Raw genomic sequence first — 20,786 nt, 5'->3', positions numbered from 1 at the left:
AATGCGCGTGCGCGGCGGGGGAGTTGGCGTATGCCGCCGGCCGGGGTGGGGGCTACCGGTGCTCCGTCGAGGTTCGGCTGCGGACCGTTGCCGGGGGCTCCGCCCCCGGACCCCCGCTCCTCAAACTCCCCCAAGGCCTTAAGGGCCAGGGGGGACCCCCATGAGGGGCTGATTTTTCCGAGGGTTTCAGGGACGGGCCCGCTACATGTTCGTCAGGGCGATCACCGAGAACATTCCGCCCTGCGGGTCGCTCAGCATGGCGAAGCGGCCCGGGGGGATGGTGGTGGGGGGTACGTGGACACCGCCGCCCAACTCCTTCGCCTTCTCCGCCGTGATGTCGCAGTTCTCGACCTGGACGTACACCATCCAGTGCGCCGGCACCTCCGGCGGGAAGTCGTCGTTCATCCGCATCATGCCGCCGAAGCTCTCCCCTTCGAGCTTCCACTCGGTGTACTCGGAGCTGCCGTACGGCTCGGTGTTCGTGTCCCAGCCGAAGACCGTCTGGTAGAACGTCTTCGCCTGGTCCGAGTTGCGCACCAGCAGCTCGAACCAGCACATGCTGTTCGGCTGGTCGACGACGCCGAAACCCTGGTGCTCCTTCGGCTGCCAGATGCCGAAGACCGCGCCCTCGGGGTCGGCGAGCACGGCGAGCCGGCCGGACTCGAAGACGTCCATGGGACCGGCGACGATCGAACCGCCGTTGCCCGTCACCGCCGCGGCCGTCGCATCGGCGGACTCCACCTGGATGTACCCCAGCCACGCCACCGGCTGCTCCGGCGCCATGCACGGCCCGTACCCGCCGACGTACTGGTCGCCGAGCAGGAACATGCCGTAGCCGCCGGCCTCCTTCATGGGCACGTCCGCGCCCTGCCAGCCGAAGAGGCCCCCGTAGAAGGCCTTGGCGGCGGGTACGTCGGTGGTCGAGAGGTCGGCCCAGGCGGGCGCGGACGGACGGTTGTAGATCTTCATGCGGTGCTCCCGGAGTCGTGGCGCCCCCGGTCGACATTCACGCACGCGTGCCCCGCCCCGGCAATCGGGACGGGGCACGCGTGCGTGAACCGGAAGGGCCTACAGGCCGTAGCGCTCGCGCGCCTCCTTCACGGCCGTGACCGGGACCTCGCCGCGCTTGGCGAGCTGGGCCAGCGCCGCGACGACGATCGACCGGGCGTCGACGCCGAAGTGGCGGCGGGCCGCCTCGCGGGTGTCGGAGAGGCCGAAGCCGTCCGCGCCGAGCGAGGAGTAGTCCTGCTCGACCCACTGCGCGATCTGGTCCGGGACCTGGCGCATGTAGTCGGAGACCGCGAGGACGGGGGAGTCCACGCCCTCAAGTGCCGTGCGGATGAAGGGAGTCCGCTCTTCGCCGCGCAGCAGGGCCGCATCGGCTTCGAGGGCGTCGCGGCGCAGCTCGGTCCAGGAGGTCGCGGACCACACGTCGGCGGCCACGCCCCACTCCTCGGCGAGCAGCTTCTGCGCTTCGAGCGTCCAGTGGATCGCGGTGCCGGAGCCCAGGAGCTGGATGCGCGGGGCGATGGGGGCACCTCCCTGCTCGAGCGAAGCCGAGAGCTTGGGGGAGGGGACCGTGAGGCCCGCCGTCTCCGCCGTGTTGAAGCGGTACAGGCCCTTGACGATGCCCTCGTCGATGCCCGCGGGCTTCGCCGGCTGCGGCATCGGCTCGTTGTAGACCGTCAGGTAGTAGAAGACGTTCTGGTCCTCGCCCGGGGCCGCCTCGCCGTACATCCGGCGCAGACCGTCCTTGACGATGGCCGCGACCTCGTAGGCGAAGGCCGGGTCGTAGGACATGGCCGCCGGGTTGGTCGCCGCGATCATCGGCGAGTGGCCGTCCGCGTGCTGGAGGCCCTCACCGGTCAGCGTCGTACGACCGGCGGTGGCGCCCACCAGGAAGCCGCGGCCGAGCTGGTCGCCGAGCTGCCACATCTGGTCGGCCGTGCGCTGCCAGCCGAACATCGAGTAGAAGATGTAGAAGGGGATCATCGCCTCGCCGTGCGTGGCGTACGCGCTGGAGGCGGCGATGAAGTCGGCCATCGAGCCGGCCTCGGTGATGCCCTCGTTGAGGATCTGGCCGTCCTTGGCCTCGCGGTAGTACATCAGCTGGTCGCGGTCGACCGGCTCGTACGTCTGGCCCTTGGGCGAGTAGATGCCGAGCGAGGGGAACAGCGACTCCATGCCGAAGGTGCGGGCCTCGTCCGGGACGATCGGGACCCAGCGCTTGCCGGTCACCTTGTCGCGGATCAGGTCCTTCATCAGCCGGACGAACGCCATGGTGGTGGCCATGGACTGGCTGCCGGAGCCCTTGTCGAAGGCCGCGAACGACTTGTCGGCCGGGGCCGGCAGCGGGGCGATCGCGTGGCTGCGGCGGGCCGGGGCCGGGCCGCCGAGGGCCGCGCGGCGCTCCTGGAGGTAGCGGACCTCGGGGGAGTCGGCGCCCGGGTGGCCGTAGGGGACCACACCGTCGATGAACTGGGCGTCGGAGATGGGGAGTTCAAGAAGGTCGCGCATGTTCTTGAACTCGTCCGTCGACAGCTTCTTCATCTGGTGGTTCGCGTTCTTGGACGCGAAGCCCTCACCGAGGGTGAAGCCCTTGACGGTCTGCGCCAGGATCACGGTCGGCGCACCCTTGTGGGACAGGGCGGCCCGGTAGGCGGCGTACACCTTGCGCGGCTCGTGGCCACCGCGCGACAGGTGGAAGCACTCCAGGATCTTGTCGTCGCTCAGCAGCTTCGCCATCGCGGCGAGCGCCGGGTCCTTGCCGAAGAAGTCCTCGCGGATGTAGGCCGCGTCACGCGTCTGGTACGTCTGCACCTGTGCGTCCGGGACCTCGCGCAGGCGGCGGACGAGCGCGCCGGTGGTGTCGAGCTGGAAGAGCTCGTCCCAGGCGCCGCCCCACAGCGACTTCACGACGTTCCAGCCGGCGCCGCGGAACTGGGCCTCCAGCTCCTGGACGATCTTGAAGTTGGCGCGGACCGGGCCGTCGAGGCGCTGCAGGTTGCAGTTGATGACGAAGGTCAGGTTGTCGAGACCCTCGCGGGCGGCGAGCGCGAGGGCCGCCGTCGACTCGGGCTCGTCCATCTCGCCGTCACCGAGGAACGCCCATACGTGGGAGTTCGAGACGTCCTTGATGTTCCGGTTGGTGAGGTACCGGTTGAAGCGCGCCTGGTAGATGGCGGAGAGCGGGCCGAGCCCCATGGAGACGGTCGGGAACTCCCACAGCCAGGGCAGGCGGCGCGGGTGCGGGTAGGACGGCAGTCCGTCGCCGCCGGACTCCTGGCGGAACTTGTCGAGGTGCGCCTCGGTCAGGCGGCCGTCGAGGAAGGCGCGGGCGTAGATGCCGGGCGAGGCGTGACCCTGGATGTAGAGCTGGTCACCGGAGCCGTCGCCCTCCTTGCCGCGGAAGAAGTGGTTGAAGCCGGTCTCGTACAGCCAGGCCGCGGACGCGAAGGTCGCTATGTGGCCGCCGACGCCGTACTTCGAGCCCCGGGTCACCATGGCGGCCGCGTTCCAGCGGTTCCACGCGGTGATCTTCCGCTCCATCTCCTCGTCGCCGTCGATGACGGGTTCGGCGGAGCTGGGGATCGTGTTGACGTAGTCCGTCTCCAGGAGCTTCGGCAGGGCGAGGCCCGCGCCTTCGGCGTGCTGGAGGGTGCGGCGCATCAGGTAGGCGGCGCGGTGCGGGCCGGCGGCCTTGGTGACGGCATCGAGGGAGGCCGCCCATTCGGCGGTCTCCTCGGTGTCACGGTCCGGGAGCTGGTCCAGCTCGCTCGGAAACTTGGCTACGGGGTCGGTCATGACGCCGCCTTCCGGATGGGAGGGGGGTGGAGAAAATAGGGGCCTTTGTCTGGCAGGACGGGGCCGTTGGACTGGTGAGTCCGCCGTCGACTGTAAGCCGACGATCGATGATCGATCAAAGCGTTGGGCGAAAAACTTCTCCAGATCGACAAAGTCGGCACAGGGTGCCGCAAAAATGGGCACGCGGTGCCTTGCTTTGAAAGGTGCCGGGCACCCTGGAGCGCAGGTCAGGCGCTACGCGGTGCACATCCGAGCACATGGGCCTTCACCAGCGCACCGATGGCCGGATCCCGCCGCCGGAACGCCGCGACCAGATCCTCGTGCTCCTCGGCGTACGACTTCTGCACGGTGCCGAGCCACCGGATCGACAGCGCGGTGAACACCTCGATGCCGAGGCCTTCCCATGTGTGCAACAGCACACTGTTGTCGGCCGCGCGCACCAGCTCCCGGTGAAAACCCACGGTGTGCCGCACCTGCGCGGTGCCGTCGGCCACCCGGTCCGCCTCGTACAGCGCCGCCACGTGCGGCTCCAGGGCCGAGCAGTCCTCGGCGAGCCGGTCGGCCGCCAGCTCGGCCGCGATCTGCTCCAGTCCGGCCCGCACCGGGTAGCTCTCCTCCAGGTCGGCCGCGGTGAGATTCCGCACCCGTACGCCCTTGTTGGGCGCCGACTCGATGAGGCGCAGGCTCTCCAGCTCCCGCAGGGCTTCCCGTACGGGCGTCTGGCTGACCTGGAGCTCCACCGCGATGCGCCGCTCCACGATCCGCTCACCGGGCTTCCAGCGCCCGCTGACGATCCCCTCCACGATGTGCTCGCGGATCTGTTCGCGCAGCGAGTGGACGACGGGCACGGTCATGAGGGCTCCTCAAGGCGAGCGGTGACCTCCAAACAATACGGCCGCGCCCCCGCCCGGAAGAGCTCCGGGCGGGGGCGCGGCCGCTGGTGAGACGAGTCTTACAGCCGTCTCCGCGTGCCTCTCAGGACCTGTCAGGACCCGTCAGGACTTCACAGGCCGAGCTCGACCTCGAACTCGCCGGCCTCCAGGATCGCCTTGACGGCCGTCAGGTAGCGGGCCGCGTCGGCGCCGTCCACCAGACGGTGGTCGTAGGAGAGCGCCAGGTACGTCATGTCACGGACGCCGATGACGGTGCCCTCGGCGGTCTCGATGACCGCCGGACGCTTGACCGTGGCGCCGATGCCCAGGATGGCGACCTGGTTCGGGGGCACGATGACCGTGTCGAACAGCGCGCCGCGCGAACCGGTGTTGCTGATCGTGAAGGTCGCGCCGGACAGCTCGTCCGGGGTGATCTTGTTGGCGCGGACCTTGCCGGCCAGCTCCGCGGTCGCCTTCGAGATGCCGGCGATGTTCAGGTCGCCCGCACCCTTGATGACCGGGGTCATCAGACCCTTCTCGGAGTCCACGGCGATGCCGATGTTCTCCGAGTCGAAGTACGTGATGGTGCCCTCGTCCTCGTTGATCCGGGCGTTGACGACCGGGTGGGCCTTCAGCGCCTGGGCCGCCGCCTTCACGAAGAACGGCATCGGGGACAGCTTGACGCCCTCACGGGCGGCGAAGGAGTCCTTCGCCTGGCCGCGCAGCTTCATCAGCTTGGTGATGTCGACCTCGACGACCGTGGTCAGCTGGGCCTGCGAGTGCAGGGCCTTCATCATGTTGTCGCCGATGACCTTGCGCATGCGGGTCATCTTGACCGTCTGGCCGCGCAGCGGGGACGCCGCGGCGGACGGGGCGGCCTTCGCGGCGGGGACGGCGGCCGGCGCGGGAGCCTTGACGGCCTCCGCGGCGGCGATGACGTCCTGCTTGCGGATGCGGCCGCCGACGCCGGTGCCCTTGACCGCGCCCAGGTCCACACCGGACTCGGAGGCGAGCTTGCGGACCAGCGGAGTGACGTACGCACCGTCGTCACCGGCGGTGGCGACCGGGGCCGGAGCCGGGGTCACCGGGGCCGGGGCGGCCACGGGTGCCGGAGCGGCGACCGGCGCCGGGGCGACCGGAGCAGCCGGGGCGGCGACCGGGGCCGGGGCCGGGGCCGGAGCAGCGACGGGGGCCGGGGCCGGAGCGGCGGCCGGGACCGGAGCCGGGGCGGCGGCCGGAGCCGCGCCCGGGGCGCCGATGACGGCCAGCTTGGCGCCGACCTCGGCGGTCTCGTCCTCGCCGACCACGATCTGCAGCAGGACACCGGCGACGGGCGCCGGGATCTCGGTGTCGACCTTGTCGGTGGAGACCTCCAGCAGCGGCTCGTCCTCGGCCACCTCCTCGCCGACCTCCTTGAGCCAGCGGGTGACGGTGCCCTCGGTCACGCTCTCGCCGAGCGCGGGGAGGACGACGTCGGTGCCCGAGGCAGCGGCGGCGGGGGCAGCCGGAGCGGCGGCCACGGGGGCCGGAGCGGCGGCGGGGGCCTCGGCCACGGGGGCCGGGGCGGCAACGGGCTCGGCGGCGGCAGCCGGAGCCGGGGCGGCGACGGGCGCGCCCGTGCCGTCGTCGATGATGGCGAGCTCGGCGCCGACCTCGACGGTCTCGTCCTCGGCCACCTTGATGGAGGCCAGGATGCCGGAGGCGGGGGCCGGGATCTCGGTGTCGACCTTGTCGGTCGACACCTCGAGCAGCGGCTCGTCGGCCTCGACGCGCTCGCCCTCGGCCTTCAGCCAGCGGGTGACAGTGCCCTCGGTGACGCTCTCGCCGAGCGCCGGAAGGGTTACGGAAACCGACATGGTTTCGGTTGCTCCTTACGGAATGGGGTCTCCCCTGCTCAAGCGAATTCGAGAGCTTGGGGAAGGAAGTGGTCGTCGCGCCCGAGGGCTACTAGTCGTGGGAGTGCAGCGGCTTGCCGGCCAGCGCCAGGTGGGCCTCGCCGAGCGCCTCGTTCTGCGTCGGGTGCGCGTGGATGAGCTGCGCGACCTCGGCCGGCAGCGCCTCCCAGTTGTAGATCAGCTGGGCCTCGCCGACCTGCTCGCCCATGCGGTCACCGACCATGTGGACGCCGACCACGGCGCCGTCCTTGACCTGGACGAGCTTGATCTCGCCCGCGGTCTTCAGGATCTTGCTCTTGCCGTTGCCCGCGAGGTTGTACTTCAGAGCGACGACCTTGTCCGCACCGTAGATCTCCTTGGCCTTGGCCTCGGTGATGCCGACGGAGGCGACCTCGGGGTGGCAGTACGTCACCCGGGGCACGCCGTCGTAGTCGATCGGGACGGTCTTGAGACCGGCCAGACGCTCCGCCACCAGGATGCCCTCGGCGAAGCCGACGTGCGCGAGCTGGAGCGTCGGGGCGAGGTCGCCGACGGCGGAGATGGTGGGCACGTTGGTGCGCATGTACTCGTCGACCAGGACGTAGCCGCGGTCCATCGCGACGCCCTGCTCCTCGTAGCCGAGGCCCTGGGAGACCGGGCCGCGGCCGATGGCGACGAGCAGGACCTCGGCCTCGAACTCCTTGCCGTCGGCCAGCGTGACCTTCACACCGTTGGCGGTGTACTCGGCCTTCTGGAAGAAGGTGCCCAGGTTGAACTTGATGCCGCGCTTGCGGAACGCGCGCTCAAGGATCTTGGAGCTGTTCTCGTCCTCGACCGGGACGAGGTGCTTGAGGCCCTCGATGACGGTGACGTCGCTGCCGAAGGACTTCCACGCCGAGGCGAACTCGACGCCGATCACGCCGCCGCCCAGGATGATCGCGGACTGCGGGACGCGGTCCAGGGTCAGCGCGTGGTCGGAGGAGATGATGCGGTTGCCGTCGATCTCCAGACCCGGCAGCGACTTCGGCACGGAGCCGGTCGCGAGGAGGACGTGGCGGCCCTGGACGCGCTGGCCGTTGACGTCCACGGAGGTCGCGGAGGACAGCCGTCCCTCGCCCTCGATGTAGGTCACCTTGCGGGAGGCGACCAGGCCCTGGAGGCCCTTGTACAGGCCCGAGATGACCTCGTCCTTGTACGCGTGCACGGCGTTGATGTCGATGCCCTCGAAGGTGGCCTTGACACCGAACTGGCCGGCCTCGCGCGCCTGGTCGGCGATCTCGCCGGCGTGCAGCAGGGCCTTCGTGGGGATGCAGCCGTTGTGCAGGCAGGTGCCGCCGAGCTTGTTCTTCTCGATCAGTGCGACGTCCAGGCCCAGCTGCGCTCCGCGCAGGGCCGCGGCGTAGCCGCCGCTGCCACCGCCGAGGATCACTAGGTCGAAAACGGTGCTGGCGTCGTTCGCCACGTCACGTCCTCCATGCATGTGCGCCGGGCGCGGTCGTCGATGACCGGCGGCGGCTGGTATTCGGCCGCTTATCTTCGGCCCTGTGGTGGGGGCCCTGTCCTGCCGAGAACCCATCTTCGCACTTGTTGACGGAAGGCGGGACGCGGGGCCGGGGTCTGAGACGGCCGACCGTCCGGCTCGGCGGGTCTCAGGGGGTGGGGCTGCCGCCGCGCGCGACGTCCGGATTTCATCGACAGCGAAATCCGGTCGGGCCCGGACGGTACGGAGCGTGAACACGGGCGGCCCCGGACGTATGCCCGGGGCCGCCCTGTGCGTGGGCTGTGCGGGTGTCAGCCGAGGTCGCCCGCGGCGGTGCGCTCCGCGAGCTTGAGCAGGGTGCGCACCGAGGAGCCGGTGCCGCCCTTGGGGGTGTAGCCGTGCGGGGCGCCCTCGTTGAAGGCCGGGCCCGCGATGTCGAGGTGGGCCCAGGTGATGCCCTCGCCCACGAACTCCTTCAGGAACAGGCCGGCGATGAGGCCGCCGCCCATCCGCACGCCCATGTTGGCGAGGTCCGCGGTCGGCGAGTCCATGGTCTTGCGCAGGTCGGCCGGGAGCGGCATCGGCCAGGACTGCTCGCCGACCTCCTCCGCGATCTCGTGGATCGCGGTGCGGAAGGCGTCGTCGTTGGCCATGATCCCGAAGGTGTGGTCGCCGAGGGCCAGCACCATCGCGCCGGTCAGCGTCGCGACGTCCACGATCGCGTCCGGCTTCTCCTCGGAGGCCTTGGCGATCGCGTCGGCCAGCACCAGGCGGCCCTCGGCGTCGGTGTTCAGGACCTCGACGGTCTTGCCGCTGTACATGCGCAGCACGTCGCCCGGCCGGGTGGCGGAGCCCGACGGCATGTTCTCGGCGAGCGCCAGCCAGCCGGTGACGTTCACCTCGACGCCCAGACGGGCGGCCGCGACGACGGCGGCGAACACGGCGGCGGCACCGCTCATGTCGCACTTCATCGTCTCGTTGTGGCCGGCCGGCTTGAGCGAGATGCCGCCCGAGTCGTAGGTGATGCCCTTGCCGACGAACGCGAGGTGCTTGGCGTTCTTGGCGTGCGTGTACGACAGCTTCACCAGGCGGGGCAGGTTGGCCGAGCCGATGCCGACGCCGAGGATGCCGCCGAAGCCGCCCTTCTCCAGCGCCTTCTCGTCGAACACCTGGACCTTGAGGCCGTGCTCCTTGCCGGCCGCCGAGACCACCGCGGCGAAGGCCTCGGGGGTGAGGTCGTTCGGCGGGGTGTTGATCAGGTCGCGGGCGCGGTTGATCTCCTCGGTCAGCGCGAGGGAGCGCTCCGCGGCGGCCTTGTGGGCCTTGTCGCGCGGCTTGGCGCCGAGCAGCGCCACCTCGGCGAGCGGGCCCTTCGCGTCGGGGCCGCGGTCCTGGTAGGCGGTGAAGGCGTACGCGCCAAGGAGGGCGCCCTCGCCGATCGCCTCGATGTCCTCGGCGGCCTCGATCGGCAGCGCGAACGCGGCCTTCTTGATGCCGTGCAGGGCGCGGGCGGCGTTGCCCGCGGCGGTGCGCAGCACCTCGGAGGCGTACGCCCCGTCGGCGGCGGGGGCGGTGCCGAGGCCGACCGCGAGGACGAACGGGGCCTTCAGGCCGGAGGGGGACACCGCCTTGGTCACCTCACCCTCGGCACCACTGGCACCGAGGGTCTCCAGGACAGCGGCGAGCTTCCCGCCGAACGCCTTGTCCACGGCCTCGGCGCCGGGTGCGACGACCAGTCCGCCCTTGGGGCCGGCGGCCTTGGCGACGCCGACGACGAGGGCGTCGGCGCGCAGCGTCGCCGCACCGGCAGTGCTGAGAGTCAGAGCAGTCACGGTGGTGAGATCTCTCTTCCTTGAGAATCCTTGCGGAGTGTTCGACCGTCGGGTGGGTCGGCCGGGCCCCGGTGCATCGTATTTCGGGCGGGGCGTGCACCGACCACGAGCCTACGCTCGGTGATGACGTTCGAGAGCGGTGGCCGCAATTCACTCATCCGTGGTGTCTCTTTCACGTTTGGCCCGCACACTCTGTGAGAGCTCCGTCACACTCGCCTCGTTCGGGCACAGGGGGCACGGTGCCGCTTTGCATCATCACCACAGGTCCTCCATGCGCGTTCGGCGTGTGGAGGGCTCTCATGAGGGGGGACATATGAAGGCGAAGGCCTTGAAAATGGGCAGAACCCGGCTTGCGCTCACGGCGCTGATGGCCGCCGGACTGCTCACCACGGCCATCCCGGCCGCGAACGCGGCGGCCCCGGTGCCGCCGCGGATCGACCTGAAGGTGCTGGTCCTCGACGACGGCGGAAGCGCCGTCGGGGCGATCGTCGCCGAACTCAAGAACACCGGAGTGCCGTACCAGACGGTCGCGTTGGGCGCCGCAGGCCGCCCGACCGTCAACGCGGCCTTCCTCAGCGACACCGTGGGCGGCCGTCCGCGCGCCAAGTTCCAGGGCGTGGTCACGCCCAACGAGATCCCGTTCGGCTCCGCCGCCGCCCCAGAGCAGGCCGCGCTCGCCGCGTACGAGAAGACCTTCGGGATCCGCCAGATCGACGCGTACACCTGGGCCCACCCCGAGGTCGGGCTCGACTACACCGACCAGAACGGCGGCTGGTCCGGCGTTCTGGACGGCGCGAAGACGCAGGTCACCCCGGCCGGCAAGGCGGGGCCCTTCGGGTACCTCAACGGGACGGTCACCTTCGAGGACAACGACCCCTCGATTCCCGAGAGTTACGGCTACGCGGCCCACCCCAGGGCCGGCTTCACCAGCTACCTCAACGCGCCGACCGGCGGCAGCCTGCTCGGCGAGTACGCCCACGACGGCCGCGACGAGCTCGTCGTCACCTTCGCCTACAACCAGTACCAGGAGCAGTTCCAGGTGCTGGCCAAGGGCATGGTGGAATGGCTGACCCAGGGCGTGCACCTCGGCCAGAGCCGCAACTACTTCTCGGTGCACGTGGACGACATGTTCGCGCCCGACTCCCGCTGGGACCCCGCCCACCACTGCACCCCGGGCGACTTCGACTGCCCCACGGGGGGCACCGCGAACACGGACATCCGGATGACGGCGGCCGATGCCCAGTACGCCGCCCAGTGGGAGCAGAACAGCGGCTTCACCCTGGACATGGTCTTCAACGCGGGGGCGGGGGAGGAGTGGAAGTCCGAGCACGGCGGCACCGACGCGATGGCCGCCCAACTGCTCGCCGACAAGGCCAAGTTCCGCTGGGTGAACCACACGTACACCCACCTCTTCCTCGGCTGCATCCAGGACACCACCACCGTCCCGTGGAGCTGCAAGAAGAACGCCGACGGGTCCACCCAGTGGACGACCCGCGCAGCCATCTCGGGCGAGATCTCCAACAACTACAAGTGGGCCGTCCAGAAGGGCCTTCCGATCGACCGGAGCGAGCTCGTCACCGGTGAGCACTCCGGCCTGAAGGTCCTGCCGCAGCAGCCCGTCGACAACCCGAACCTGGCGGGCGCGCTCGCCGACAACGGGGTCAAGTGGACCGGCAGCGACTCCTCGCGCGAACCGGACCAGCGCGCGGTCGGCGCCGCCATGACCGTGCCCAGGCACCCGATGAACGTGTACTACAACGTCGGCAAGGCCGCCGAGATGACCGACGAGTACAACTGGCTCTACACCTCGAAGGCCAACGGCGGCAGCGGCGTCTGCGAGAACAACCCGAGCTCCACCTGCATGCCCGCGCCGCTGAACACCGCGACCGGCTACCAGTCGTACATCGTGCCGAGGGAGGCGAAGACCGCGCTGTCGCACGTGCTGTGGAACGACCCGCGGCCGCACTACGCGCACCAGTCGAACCTCGCCGAGGAGCGCATCCTCTACCCGGTCCTGGACAAGGTGCTCGGCGACTACAAGGCCCTGTACGCCGCCAGCGCGCCGATCGTCAACCTGCGCGAGAAGGACGCGGGAACCGAGTTCAGCCGCCGTGCGTCCTGGGACAAGGCACTGGCCGCCGGTTCGGTGACGGCCTACCGCATCGGGAACACTGTCACCGTGCAGGGCCCCAGGGGCGTGGCCGCACCCATCACGGCACCGGAGGGCACCCGTAAGCAACTGTTCGTCGGCACCACCGTGTTCGGCACCGCGTACGCCGGTGCACGCTCCGACTGGTCCTCGCCCGAGCTGTTCCAGTCGGCGATCACACTGAAGCTGCCGGCCTGACCAGCCGTCTGATCGCTCGTCGCGCACGACCGCTTGTCCTGGGGGGACATTCATGCCGAGCAGTGGCCGTCATGTCACCATGCTCACGGAAGGCACATATCCGCATATCCACGGGGGCGTGAGCACCTGGTGCGACCAGCTCGTACGCGGCATGCCGGAGGTCGACTTCAATGTCGTCGCCCTCACCGGCAGCGGCCGCGAGCCGGTCACCTGGGAGCTCCCGGCCAACGTCTACCGGCACACTGCCTTCCCCCTGTGGGGACCGCAGCCCGGCAGGCGCAGGCCGCTCCTCGGCAAGGAAAGGCGCCGGTTCACCGACACCTACGAGCGCTTCCTGCTCGCCATGCTCGACCCGGAGTCCGGCTGCGACTTCGCCTCGGCCCTGTTCGGCCTGGCGGAACTGGCGCGGGCCGGGCGGCTCTCGGCGGCGCTCCGCTCCGAAGCGGCGCTGAAGTCGCTGATGTGGATCTGGACCATGCCGCACCTGGCACTGTCCAGGGCGAAGCCGACCGTGCACGACGCCCTGACGGCGACCGACCTCCTGGAACACGCACTGCGCCCGCTGTCCGCCCGCATTCCGGCGGACAGCGTGGCGCACGCGGTCAGCAGCGGCCTCGCCACGCTGCCCGCGCTCGCCGCGCAGCACTTCGACGGGGTGCCGTTCCTCCTCACCGAGCACGGCATCTACCTGCGCGAGCGCTACCTCGGCTACCGCACCGGCGAGCAGAGCTGGCCGGTGAAGTCGGTGGTCCTGAGCTTCTACCGGGAGCTCAACTCCCTGGGCTACCGCAAGGCCGACCTCATCACCCCGTGCAACCAGTACAACCGCCGCTGGGAGGAGCGCGGCGGCGCCCCGTCCGAGCGGATCCGCACCGTCTACAACGGCGTCGACCCCGACCTCTTCCCGCACGCCGGGCCCGACCCGGCCGTCCCCACCCTGAGCTGGTGCGGACGCATCGACCCCATCAAGGACCTGGAGACCCTGATCCGCGCGTACGCCATCGTGCGCGCCGAACTCCCCGACACCCGGCTGCGGTTGTACGGGGGTGTGCCGGCCGGCGGCGAGGACTACAAGACCCGCCTGGAGAAGCTGGCCGCCGAACTCGGCGTCACCGACGGCATCTCCTACGAAGGCCGGGTCAGCGACGTGGCGAGCGCCTACGCCTCGGGCAGCGTGGTGATGCTCTCCAGCATCAGCGAGGGCTTCCCGTTCTCGCTGATCGAGGCGATGTCCTGCGGCCGGGCCACCGTGTCCACGGACGTCGGAGGCGTACGGGAGGCGGCTGGCGACGCGGGGCTCGTGGTGCCGCCCAGAGAGCCCGCCGTCATGGCCGAGGCCGCCATCGGGCTGCTCCGTGACCACGAGAGGCGGGCCGAACTCGGTGCCGCCGGCCGCCAGAGGGTGATCGACGAGTTCACCCTGCACCGCTCGGTGGACGGCTTCCGCCGCATCTACCTCGAACTCGCCGGACACCCCGAACCCGAGCCGTTCCAGGCCGGGTTCACACCCGAGGACGAGTGGACCCTGCAACTCACCGGCCCCTGGTACCGCGAGCTGTCCGACGAAGCCCGCCGCAGCCCGCTCGGCGGGTCGCCCCGGTGAGCGGCTCCCTCTGGATCGGCCGGGACGAAGGGCAGGACACCCTGCCCTTCATCCCGCGCCAGCGACTGTCCCGCGTGCCCGAGGGCGATCCCCTCGCCGAACTCGCCACCCGTCTTGAGGACTTGATAGCCGCGGCCGTCCACCCGGACGAGATAGCGGCGATCATCGAGTCCGACGGCATGACCGACGACCGGATAAGAGCCGTCTACGGGCACCCCGACTCCTTCTCGCTCGCCGAGGAGCTCTACGGCCGGGTCGAGCGCCGCCATCCCGCGGCCCCCGCCCCGCCCGCCGAACCCTGGCACGCCCACCTCGCCGGCTGCCTCCTGCGCGGTCTCGTCTTCGCCCTGCCCGGACTCGCCTACGTCCTGGGCGCGCCGCTGCTCGCCGGCGACCACCGCAGCACCCTCGGGCTGCCCGCCGGAACGATCCCGCTGCTCGCCGGTGCGGTCACCGGCTGGGTGTGGAACCAGTCGCTCTCGCACCGCGCCCACTCCTGGCTCAGCCTCGCCGACCGCCCCGCCGCCGTCCGCGCCCTGCGCCGGGGCGCCCCGCTCGGCGCCGCTCTCGGCGCCCTCGCCGCGGTCGCGGTCTCCGGGACCGACGAGCTGAGCGCCGCCGCGTTCGCCGCCGGCCAGTCCGGCTATCTGGCCGCCGCCACCGTCCTGCTCGTCCTCGGCCGCGAACGCGCCCTGTTCCTGGCCCTGTTGCCCATGACGCTCGGCGCCGTGCCCGGACTGCCGTCCGCCGCCGGTCCGGCCCTGCTGCTCGTCTCGCTGGCGGCGGCGGTGACCCTGGCCGTGCGCGCGCTGCGCGGGCCGGCCGCCGGACCCCGTGCGCGCGGCGCCGTGTCACCCCGGCCGACCGCCTCGCTCCCGTACGGCCTGTTCGGACTCGGCGCGGGCGTGCTCGTGCTGTACGCGGCGCTCGGCGACGTCTTCCGGCACGGCTCGGTGGGCTCGGTGGCCGGGCCGTCGGCGATAGCGCTGACCCTCAGCATGGGGCCCGCCGAATGGCTCCTGTACCGCTTCCGCGCCCGGAGCCTGGCCGGGCTGCGGACCGCCTCCAGCGCGCGGGGGTTCCGCCGTTCGGTCGCCGTCACCGTGACCGTGTGCCTCGGTGCCTACCTGGTGGTCCTGGCCGCCCTCGCGGCCCTTGGCACCGGGCTCTGGCCGGCCGCCCCGCCGCTGGGCGGACTCCGCCTGGCGACGCTGCTGCTCATCGGCGCGGTGCTGTGGACCGGGCTGCTGCTCCAGTCGTTCGGGGCGGCGCCGGGCGCGGCCCTGGTGTGCTGCGCGGCGGCCGCCGCCCAGACCCTGGCGCTGGCCCTGGGCGCACCACCGCAGACCGGCCTGGTGGTGTCGGGGGCGGCGGCCGCGCTGCTGGCCGCGCTGGTCTGTGTCGTACTGGGAAGGGCGACCGCCCACCGCCCATGAGCCCGTCGAGCGGAGTGAGCACGTTGCGAGGACGTACATGAGCAAGCTGCTGGTGCCCTACTACGAGCATCCGGCCGAGCGCCCCGACGCCTGGGAGGCGCTGATAGCCGCCGCGCCCTCGCTGTACGGGGTCGTCCTCAACCCGGCCAGCGGCGCGGGGAGTTCACCCGACACGGCGTTCGCTGCGGTGGCCGCGCGATTGTGCTCGGCGGGCGTGCGGGTGCTCGGCTACGTGGACACGGCGTACGGCCGGCGCCCGCCGCAGGACGTGGTGCGCGAGGCGGCCCGCCACCGCGCCTGGTACGGGGTGCACGGCGTCTTCCTCGACCAGACGGCCACCTCCGCCGAGCAGTTGCCGTACTACGCGGACCTGCGGGCCGCGCTCGCCGCCACGTACGACACCTACGTCACGCTCGTCCTCAACCACGGCGCCCAGCCGCACCCCGGCTATGCCCGGATCGGCGATCTCCTGGTCACCTTCGAGGGGCCCTGGTCCGCCTACCGGCCCACCGGCCCCGCCGCGCCCGACACCTGCCACCTGGTCTACGGCGCCCCGCCCGACGCGGTCGCCCAGGCCCCGGTCCACTGCCTCGTCCCCGGTCAACTGCCGCACCCCTGGGGCACGTTGCCGCACCGCTTGGAGCCCGCCCCGTGAAACGCGCACCCTGGCTGCTGGTCCCGCTGCTCCTGCTGGCGGCCTGCACCAGCTCACCGTCCGGACCCGACGAGGGGGACGGCGCGGACACCGGGCCGCCGCCCGCGCCCTCGGGCCCGCACTGGCAGCCCAAGCCGGGGACGACCTGGCAGTGGCAGCTCAAGGGCAAGCTCGACCCGGCCGTCGACGTCCAGGTGTACGACATCGACGCCTTCGACCAGTCCGCGGCGGCCGTCGCCGATCTGCACCGCAGGGGCCGCAAGGTCATCTGCTACACCTCGACGGGCGCCTGGGAGGACTGGCGGCCCGACGCCAAGGAGTTCCCCAAGTCGGTGCTCGGCAAGGGCAACGGCTGGGACGGCGAGCGCTGGCTCGACATCCGCCGCACCGACGTGCTCGGCCCGCTGATCGCCAAGCGCCTCGACCTGTGCAGGGCCAAGGGCTTCGACGCGGTCGAGCCGGACAACATGGACGGCTACGCCAATGACACCGGCTTCCCGCTCAAGGCGGCCGACCAGCTCAAGTACAACGAGCTCGTCGCCAGGCTGGCCCACGACCGGGGGCTCGCCGTCGGCCTGAAGAACGACCTCGACCAGATCCCGCAGCTGCTCGCCCACTTCGACTTCGCGGTCAACGAACAGTGCGCCCAGTACGGCGAGTGCGACAGGCTCACGCCGTTCGTCCGGGCCGGCAAGGCCGTCTTCCACGTCGAGTACCAGCTCCCGCCGGCCCGGTTCTGCGCCGAGTCCAAGCAGCTGGGCCTCAGTTCGATGGCGAAGAAGCTCGACTTGAAGGAGTGGCGTCAGGCCTGCTGAGCGTCAGCCGAGGGCGAGCGCGACCAGCGTCACCGTGGTCGCGGTCTCCGCGACCGCCCCGAACACATCGCCCGTCACCCCGCCGAACCTGTGCACGCAGCGTCGCAGCAGTACCTGCGAGACCGCGAGCCCGGCCGGTACGGCGAGGGCGAAGTGCAGCGCGGACCAGGGCGCGAAGAGCAGGCCCGCCGCCGCCGCGGCCGCCGTCACCAGGGCGGCCACCGTGACCGCGCGCCGCCGCGGCACCGTGTCCGCCACCACCGCGCCGAGCCCGTCCGGGCGGGCCGCCGGGACCCCGCGCCGGGAGGCCAGGGTGAGCGCGGTGCGGGCGGCCACGGCGCAGACGACGGCGGCCGCGGCACCCCGGGCCCAGCCGTCCTCGTACAGCCGGGACAGCGCGGCGGTCTGGGCGAGCAGGAAGAAGAGGAGACTGACGACGCCGAAGGGGCCGATGTCGGAGCGCTTCATGATGCGCAGCGCGTCCTCGGCGGGCTTGGCGCTGCCCAGGCCGTCGGCCACGTCCGCCAGGCCGTCCAGATGCAGACCCCGGGTGAGCAGGGCGGGCGCCGCCACGGTCACCACCGCCGCGAGCAGTGGACCCGAACCCAGCAGCCAGAACCCCGCGCCCGCGGCCGCCGCGCACAGGCCGACGGCGAGCCCGGCCAGCGGGGCGAGCGTCATCCCGGCGCGGGCGGTGGTGCGGTCCCAGCGCGTGATGCGGGCGGGGAAGACGGTGAGGGTGCCGAAGGCGAAACGTACGCCGTGCAGGGCCTTGCTGGGGTTCACCCGGCGCAGGGTATCCCGAGCGGACCGCCCCCCGACGGCGGTAAATTGCGCATACCAGCGCAAACAGGAGCGGGTGGGATGGGTCACTGGTTCTACCGGAACATCACCGAGCCGGGCAAGCTCCCCATGCTGCTCGCACTGACCGCCTTCGTCCTGACGTTCCTGGTCACCCGCTCCATCACGCGGCTGATCCGGGCCGGACGGGGCCCGTTCCGCAACATCAGGCCCGGCGGACTGCACATCCACCATGTGGTGCCCGGGGTCGTCCTCACCATGATCGGCGGGTTCGGGGCGGTCGGCAGCGGCCGGCACGGGATCGCGGCGGCCGTGTTCGCCGTGCTGTTCGGGACGGGCGCGGGCCTGGTCCTGGACGAGTTCGCGCTGATCCTGCATCTGGACGACGTGTACTGGAGCGAGAACGGGCGCAAGAGCGTCGAGATCGTGGTGATGGCCGCGGCCCTCATGACGCTGGTGCTCGCCGGGTTCTCACCGCTCGGCGTCAACGACGTGACCCCCGCCGAGCGGCACAACCGGGGGTCCTTCATCACCACGCTCGCGATCAACTTCTGCTTCGTGCTGATCGCGCTGTTCAAGGGCAAGGTGCGGCTCGCGATGATCGGCACGTTCGTGCCGTTCGTGGCGCTGGTCGGCGCGATCCGGCTGGCCCGGCCGGAGTCCCCCTGGGCGCAGCGCTTCTACCGGAACCGGCCGCGCGCCAGGGCCAAGGCCGGGCTCAGGGCCTACCGCCACGACCGGCGCTGGTCCCTGCCGCGCCGCCGGTTTCAGGACTGGATCGGCGGCGCACCCGACAGGCGCTCGGTGCGCCGCCCCTGATCATGCCGGCGGCGCCGCCGCTTCTGCCGTACCCAGGTGATCCAGCAGAGCACCGCCACCGCGACGAGGGCCGCGATGTGCTCCTTGCCCGCGAGGTTGTTCTTCAGGACCACCTCGATGATCATCGCGAGCACCACGGCGCCGGCCGTCCAGTACGCCCGGTAGCGCCAGCACACGTACACCGCGAGGGCCACCACCGCCGCCGAGGGGCCGGTGTCGACCATCCGGGCGGAGGCGGCGGGCAGCCCGAAGACGCTGTCCGGGCCGATCGCGATGCCGACCCGCGCGTACATGGTCCCGGCCAGCGTCGCCGCGTACGCGATGAGCAGCATCCGGGCCCGGCCGATGCAGATCTCCGCGATGCCGAACACCACGAGGAGCTGGCCGAGCGCGCCCCACACCGGCAGGTCGAGGGCCGGCACGAAGAGCGACAGCGGGGTGCGCAGCAGCGAGAGCCACAGCGGGTACTCGGCCTTCACCGAGCCGATGATCTGCACCGGCCGAAAGCCCCAGGACTGGTTCTGGACGATCTGGAAGACCGCGGTCAGCAGGACCGCCGAGAGGGCCAGCGGGATAGCCCGCCAACGCTGCGTGTGCAGCGCGTACTTCACGGTTTTGTACAGCGGGCCCCACTCGCGCTCGGCGAACCGGCGCAGCGCCCCCTTGGCCCCCTTGCTCATCTCTGCGACTCCAGGTGCCTGCGGTGCAGCCACTTGGGCAGGCCCGGGGCTTCCAGGAATCCTTCGGCGCGCGCGGATGCGATGGCAATCCGTGGCAGGTCTGCACTCTTCTCGAACAAGGTGAACCGCGGCTCCCAGATCGGCCGGTACTTGGCATTGGACCGGTACAGCGACTCGATCTGCCACCAGCGGGAGAAGAAGCTGAGGAGCGAGCGCCACAGCCTCAGCACGGGTCCTGCCCCGAGCTTCGAGCCGCGCTCGAAGACGGAGCGGAACATCGCGAAGTTCAGTGAGACCTGAGTGATCTTGATCTCCCGGGCGCGCTGCAGGAGTTCGATCACCATGAACTCGATCAGACCGTTCTCGGAGTCCCGGTCACGGCGCATCAGATCGAGCGAGACTCCGTTCGGTCCCCATGGCACGAAGCTGAGCAGCGCCCTCAACTCGCCGTCGCCGTCGAAGCATTCGAGCATCATGCACTGGCCGTCGGCGGGGTCGCCGAGCCGGCCGAGCGCCATCGAGAAGCCGCGCTCGGTGGCGCCGTCGCGCCAGTCGTCGGCCTTGCGCAGGAGTTCGGCCATCTCCTCGGCGGGGATGTCCGCGTGCCGCCGGATCCGCACCTCGTACCCGGCCCGCTTCACCCGGTTGTACGCCTGGCGCACGGTCCGCATCGCGCGGCCCTCCAGGGTGAACTCGGCGGTCTCCACGATCGCTTCGTCGCCCATCTCCAGGGCGTCCAGGCCGTGCCGGGCATAGATCTGCCCGGCCTCCTCGCTGGCGCCGGTCACCGCCGGGATCCAGCCGTGCGCACGGGCCTCGGCGAGCCACGGCTCGATCGCGCCCGGCCAGGCCTCGGGGTCGCCGATCGGGTCGCCGGAGGCCAGCGAGACGCTGTTGATCACCCGGTAGGTGACGGCGGCCTTGCCGGTCGGGGACCAGATGACGGCCTTCTCGCGGCGCAGCGCGAAGTAGCCGAGGGAGTCGCGCTCGCCCTGCTTGTCGAGGAGCGCGCGCAGCTTCTCCTCGTCCTCGACGGTGAGCGGGTCGACGGCCCTGCGGTTGCGGAAGGCCGCGTAGATGACCGCGATCAGGAGCAGGGTGGCGAGGACGTTGATGGTGACGTTGACCCAGCCCGGGGTGGTGATGCCCTGGGTGTGCCGGTCGTCGGGGACCAGGAACACCAGCCGCATCACGCCGTAGCGCCAGCGCTGCAGGAAGGTGGAGTGGTCGGTGCCGTCATAGGTGTTGGTGGCGCTGACCAGGACCGCCGCGCACAGCGAGGTGACCAGCAGGCCGCCGACGGCGGTCGCGACCGCGGCCAGCGGGTTGGAGCGGTCGCCCTTGGCGTAGAACTCCCGGCGGCCCAGCAGCAGCGCGAGCACGAAGGCCGCGGTCAGTGCGAGGGAGACCCAGTTCTGCGCGTAGCGGTGGATCTCCGGGAACGCCATGGCGAACGCGAAGAGCAGGAAGAAGAGCCCGCCGAGAATGATGTTGAGGATCCAGGCGGCGCGCTTGCGCCGCCGCATGGTGACCGCGAGGAACAGTGTGACGATGCCGGAGGTGAATCCGGCTTCGAGCAGATACGGCGTGAAATAGTCGTCCGTGTTGTGCCGCCGAAGTCCCTGGCCGAGGGTGACCCATACGGCGCTCAGGAAATTGATGAACGTCACGACGCGCAGGTACCAGACGGCGAACGCCATGCTGCGCCGCGACCGGGGGGTGCTCCGGATCGTTCCTTCGGTGGTGCTCAAGCGGACTTCTCCCATGA

15 protein-coding genes are annotated in these 20,786 nt (G+C 71.1%); 6 read left to right on the top strand and 9 right to left on the bottom strand.

What is annotated here, in order from left to right; all coding sequences use genetic code 11:
* Positions 1–201 precede the first annotated feature (201 nt).
* The 6 genes from ACIQ8J_RS02040 to ACIQ8J_RS02015 form a co-directional block, all read right to left on the bottom strand.
* A complete protein-coding gene (locus ACIQ8J_RS02040) occupies positions 202–969 on the bottom strand; it encodes a VOC family protein (protein WP_403263855.1) in 768 nt (255 codons plus the stop codon).
* 99 nt (positions 970–1,068) lie between these two features.
* A complete protein-coding gene (aceE, locus tag ACIQ8J_RS02035; protein WP_403263853.1) occupies positions 1,069–3,804 on the bottom strand; it encodes a pyruvate dehydrogenase (acetyl-transferring), homodimeric type in 2,736 nt (911 codons plus the stop codon).
* A 227-nt stretch (positions 3,805–4,031) separates the two neighbouring features.
* Positions 4,032–4,658, bottom strand: coding sequence for a GntR family transcriptional regulator (locus tag ACIQ8J_RS02030; RefSeq protein WP_403263852.1), 627 nt, complete (start codon positions 4,656–4,658; stop codon positions 4,032–4,034).
* A 149-nt stretch (positions 4,659–4,807) separates the two neighbouring features.
* Positions 4,808–6,532 carry a 2-oxoglutarate dehydrogenase, E2 component, dihydrolipoamide succinyltransferase gene (gene sucB, locus ACIQ8J_RS02025; protein ID WP_403263850.1) on the bottom strand — a complete coding sequence of 575 codons (1,725 nt, stop codon included), beginning with the start codon at positions 6,530–6,532 and terminating at the stop codon, positions 4,808–4,810.
* A gap of 91 nt (positions 6,533–6,623) precedes the next feature.
* Complete coding sequence (gene lpdA, locus ACIQ8J_RS02020; RefSeq protein WP_403263848.1) at positions 6,624–8,012, bottom strand: dihydrolipoyl dehydrogenase; 1,389 nt, start codon at positions 8,010–8,012, stop codon at positions 6,624–6,626.
* 329 nt (positions 8,013–8,341) lie between these two features.
* On the bottom strand, positions 8,342–9,862 hold the full coding sequence (locus ACIQ8J_RS02015; RefSeq protein WP_403263846.1) for a leucyl aminopeptidase: 1,521 nt from the start codon (positions 9,860–9,862) through the stop codon (positions 8,342–8,344).
* A gap of 334 nt (positions 9,863–10,196) precedes the next feature.
* On the opposite strand from ACIQ8J_RS02015, the gene ACIQ8J_RS02010 reads away from it, so the two are divergent.
* Genes ACIQ8J_RS02010 through ACIQ8J_RS01990 form a run of 5 tightly spaced genes read left to right on the top strand, consistent with a single transcriptional unit; the run spans position 10,197 to position 16,718 of the window.
* Positions 10,197–12,209 carry a hypothetical protein gene (locus ACIQ8J_RS02010; RefSeq protein WP_403265164.1) on the top strand — a complete coding sequence of 671 codons (2,013 nt, stop codon included), beginning with the start codon at positions 10,197–10,199 and terminating at the stop codon, positions 12,207–12,209.
* 52 nt (positions 12,210–12,261) lie between these two features.
* Positions 12,262–13,812 (top strand): GT4 family glycosyltransferase PelF, encoded by a 1,551-nt coding sequence (gene pelF / locus ACIQ8J_RS02005; protein ID WP_403263844.1) that lies wholly within the window; start codon positions 12,262–12,264, stop codon positions 13,810–13,812.
* Positions 13,809–15,248, top strand: coding sequence for a hypothetical protein (locus ACIQ8J_RS02000; protein ID WP_403263843.1), 1,440 nt, complete (start codon positions 13,809–13,811; stop codon positions 15,246–15,248). Before pelF ends, ACIQ8J_RS02000 begins: the two co-directional genes overlap by 4 nt.
* A 37-nt stretch (positions 15,249–15,285) precedes the next feature.
* Complete coding sequence (locus ACIQ8J_RS01995; protein ID WP_403263841.1) at positions 15,286–15,903, top strand: spherulation-specific family 4 protein; 618 nt, start codon at positions 15,286–15,288, stop codon at positions 15,901–15,903.
* Positions 15,900–16,718, top strand: coding sequence for an endo alpha-1,4 polygalactosaminidase (locus ACIQ8J_RS01990; RefSeq protein WP_403263839.1), 819 nt, complete (start codon positions 15,900–15,902; stop codon positions 16,716–16,718). Before ACIQ8J_RS01995 ends, ACIQ8J_RS01990 begins: the two co-directional genes overlap by 4 nt.
* 3 nt (positions 16,719–16,721) lie before the next feature.
* Here ACIQ8J_RS01990 and cobS read toward each other — a convergent pair whose 3' ends face one another.
* Positions 16,722–17,513 (bottom strand): adenosylcobinamide-GDP ribazoletransferase, encoded by a 792-nt coding sequence (gene cobS, locus ACIQ8J_RS01985; RefSeq protein WP_403265161.1) that lies wholly within the window; start codon positions 17,511–17,513, stop codon positions 16,722–16,724.
* 69 nt (positions 17,514–17,582) lie between these two features.
* On the opposite strand from cobS, the gene ACIQ8J_RS01980 reads away from it, so the two are divergent.
* A complete protein-coding gene (locus ACIQ8J_RS01980) occupies positions 17,583–18,338 on the top strand; it encodes a hypothetical protein (protein ID WP_403263837.1) in 756 nt (251 codons plus the stop codon).
* Here the strand turns inward: ACIQ8J_RS01980 and ACIQ8J_RS01975 are convergent.
* Both ACIQ8J_RS01975 and ACIQ8J_RS01970 read right to left on the bottom strand, forming a co-directional pair.
* On the bottom strand, positions 18,287–19,018 hold the full coding sequence (locus ACIQ8J_RS01975; protein ID WP_403263836.1) for a hypothetical protein: 732 nt from the start codon (positions 19,016–19,018) through the stop codon (positions 18,287–18,289). The two genes, ACIQ8J_RS01980 and ACIQ8J_RS01975, sit on opposite strands and share 52 nt — an antisense overlap.
* Positions 19,015–20,784, bottom strand: coding sequence for a phosphatidylglycerol lysyltransferase domain-containing protein (locus ACIQ8J_RS01970; protein ID WP_403263834.1), 1,770 nt, complete (start codon positions 20,782–20,784; stop codon positions 19,015–19,017). Before ACIQ8J_RS01970 ends, ACIQ8J_RS01975 begins: the two co-directional genes overlap by 4 nt.
* Positions 20,785–20,786 lie beyond the last annotated feature (2 nt).

It is taken from the genome of Streptomyces sp. NPDC094147, from assembly GCF_044764265.1.
In the GTDB taxonomy this organism is placed as follows: Bacteria; Actinomycetota; Actinomycetes; order Streptomycetales; family Streptomycetaceae; genus Streptomyces.
Note: the sequence above shows the minus strand (reverse complement) of the source record. Positions and strands in the feature narration are given on the sequence as shown.

Bases quoted from the DNA above. Each gene is read 5' to 3' on its own strand.
- ACIQ8J_RS02040 (WP_403263855.1), bottom strand. From the start codon at position 969: ATGAAGATCTACAACCGTCCGTCCGCGCCCGCCTGGGCCGACCTCTCG.
- ACIQ8J_RS01980 (WP_403263837.1), top strand. From the start codon at position 17,583: ATGGGTCACTGGTTCTACCGGAACATCACCGAGCCGGGCAAGCTCCCC.
- ACIQ8J_RS01975 (WP_403263836.1), bottom strand. From the start codon at position 19,018: ATGAGCAAGGGGGCCAAGGGGGCGCTGCGCCGGTTCGCCGAGCGCGAG.
- aceE (WP_403263853.1), bottom strand. From the start codon at position 3,804: ATGACCGACCCCGTAGCCAAGTTTCCGAGCGAGCTGGACCAGCTCCCG.
- ACIQ8J_RS01970 (WP_403263834.1), bottom strand. From the start codon at position 20,784: ATGGGAGAAGTCCGCTTGAGCACCACCGAAGGAACGATCCGGAGCACC.
- ACIQ8J_RS01995 (WP_403263841.1), top strand. From the start codon at position 15,286: ATGAGCAAGCTGCTGGTGCCCTACTACGAGCATCCGGCCGAGCGCCCC.
- ACIQ8J_RS02010 (WP_403265164.1), top strand. From the start codon at position 10,197: ATGGGCAGAACCCGGCTTGCGCTCACGGCGCTGATGGCCGCCGGACTG.
- sucB (WP_403263850.1), bottom strand. From the start codon at position 6,532: ATGTCGGTTTCCGTAACCCTTCCGGCGCTCGGCGAGAGCGTCACCGAG.
- ACIQ8J_RS02030 (WP_403263852.1), bottom strand. From the start codon at position 4,658: ATGACCGTGCCCGTCGTCCACTCGCTGCGCGAACAGATCCGCGAGCAC.
- pelF (WP_403263844.1), top strand. From the start codon at position 12,262: ATGCCGAGCAGTGGCCGTCATGTCACCATGCTCACGGAAGGCACATAT.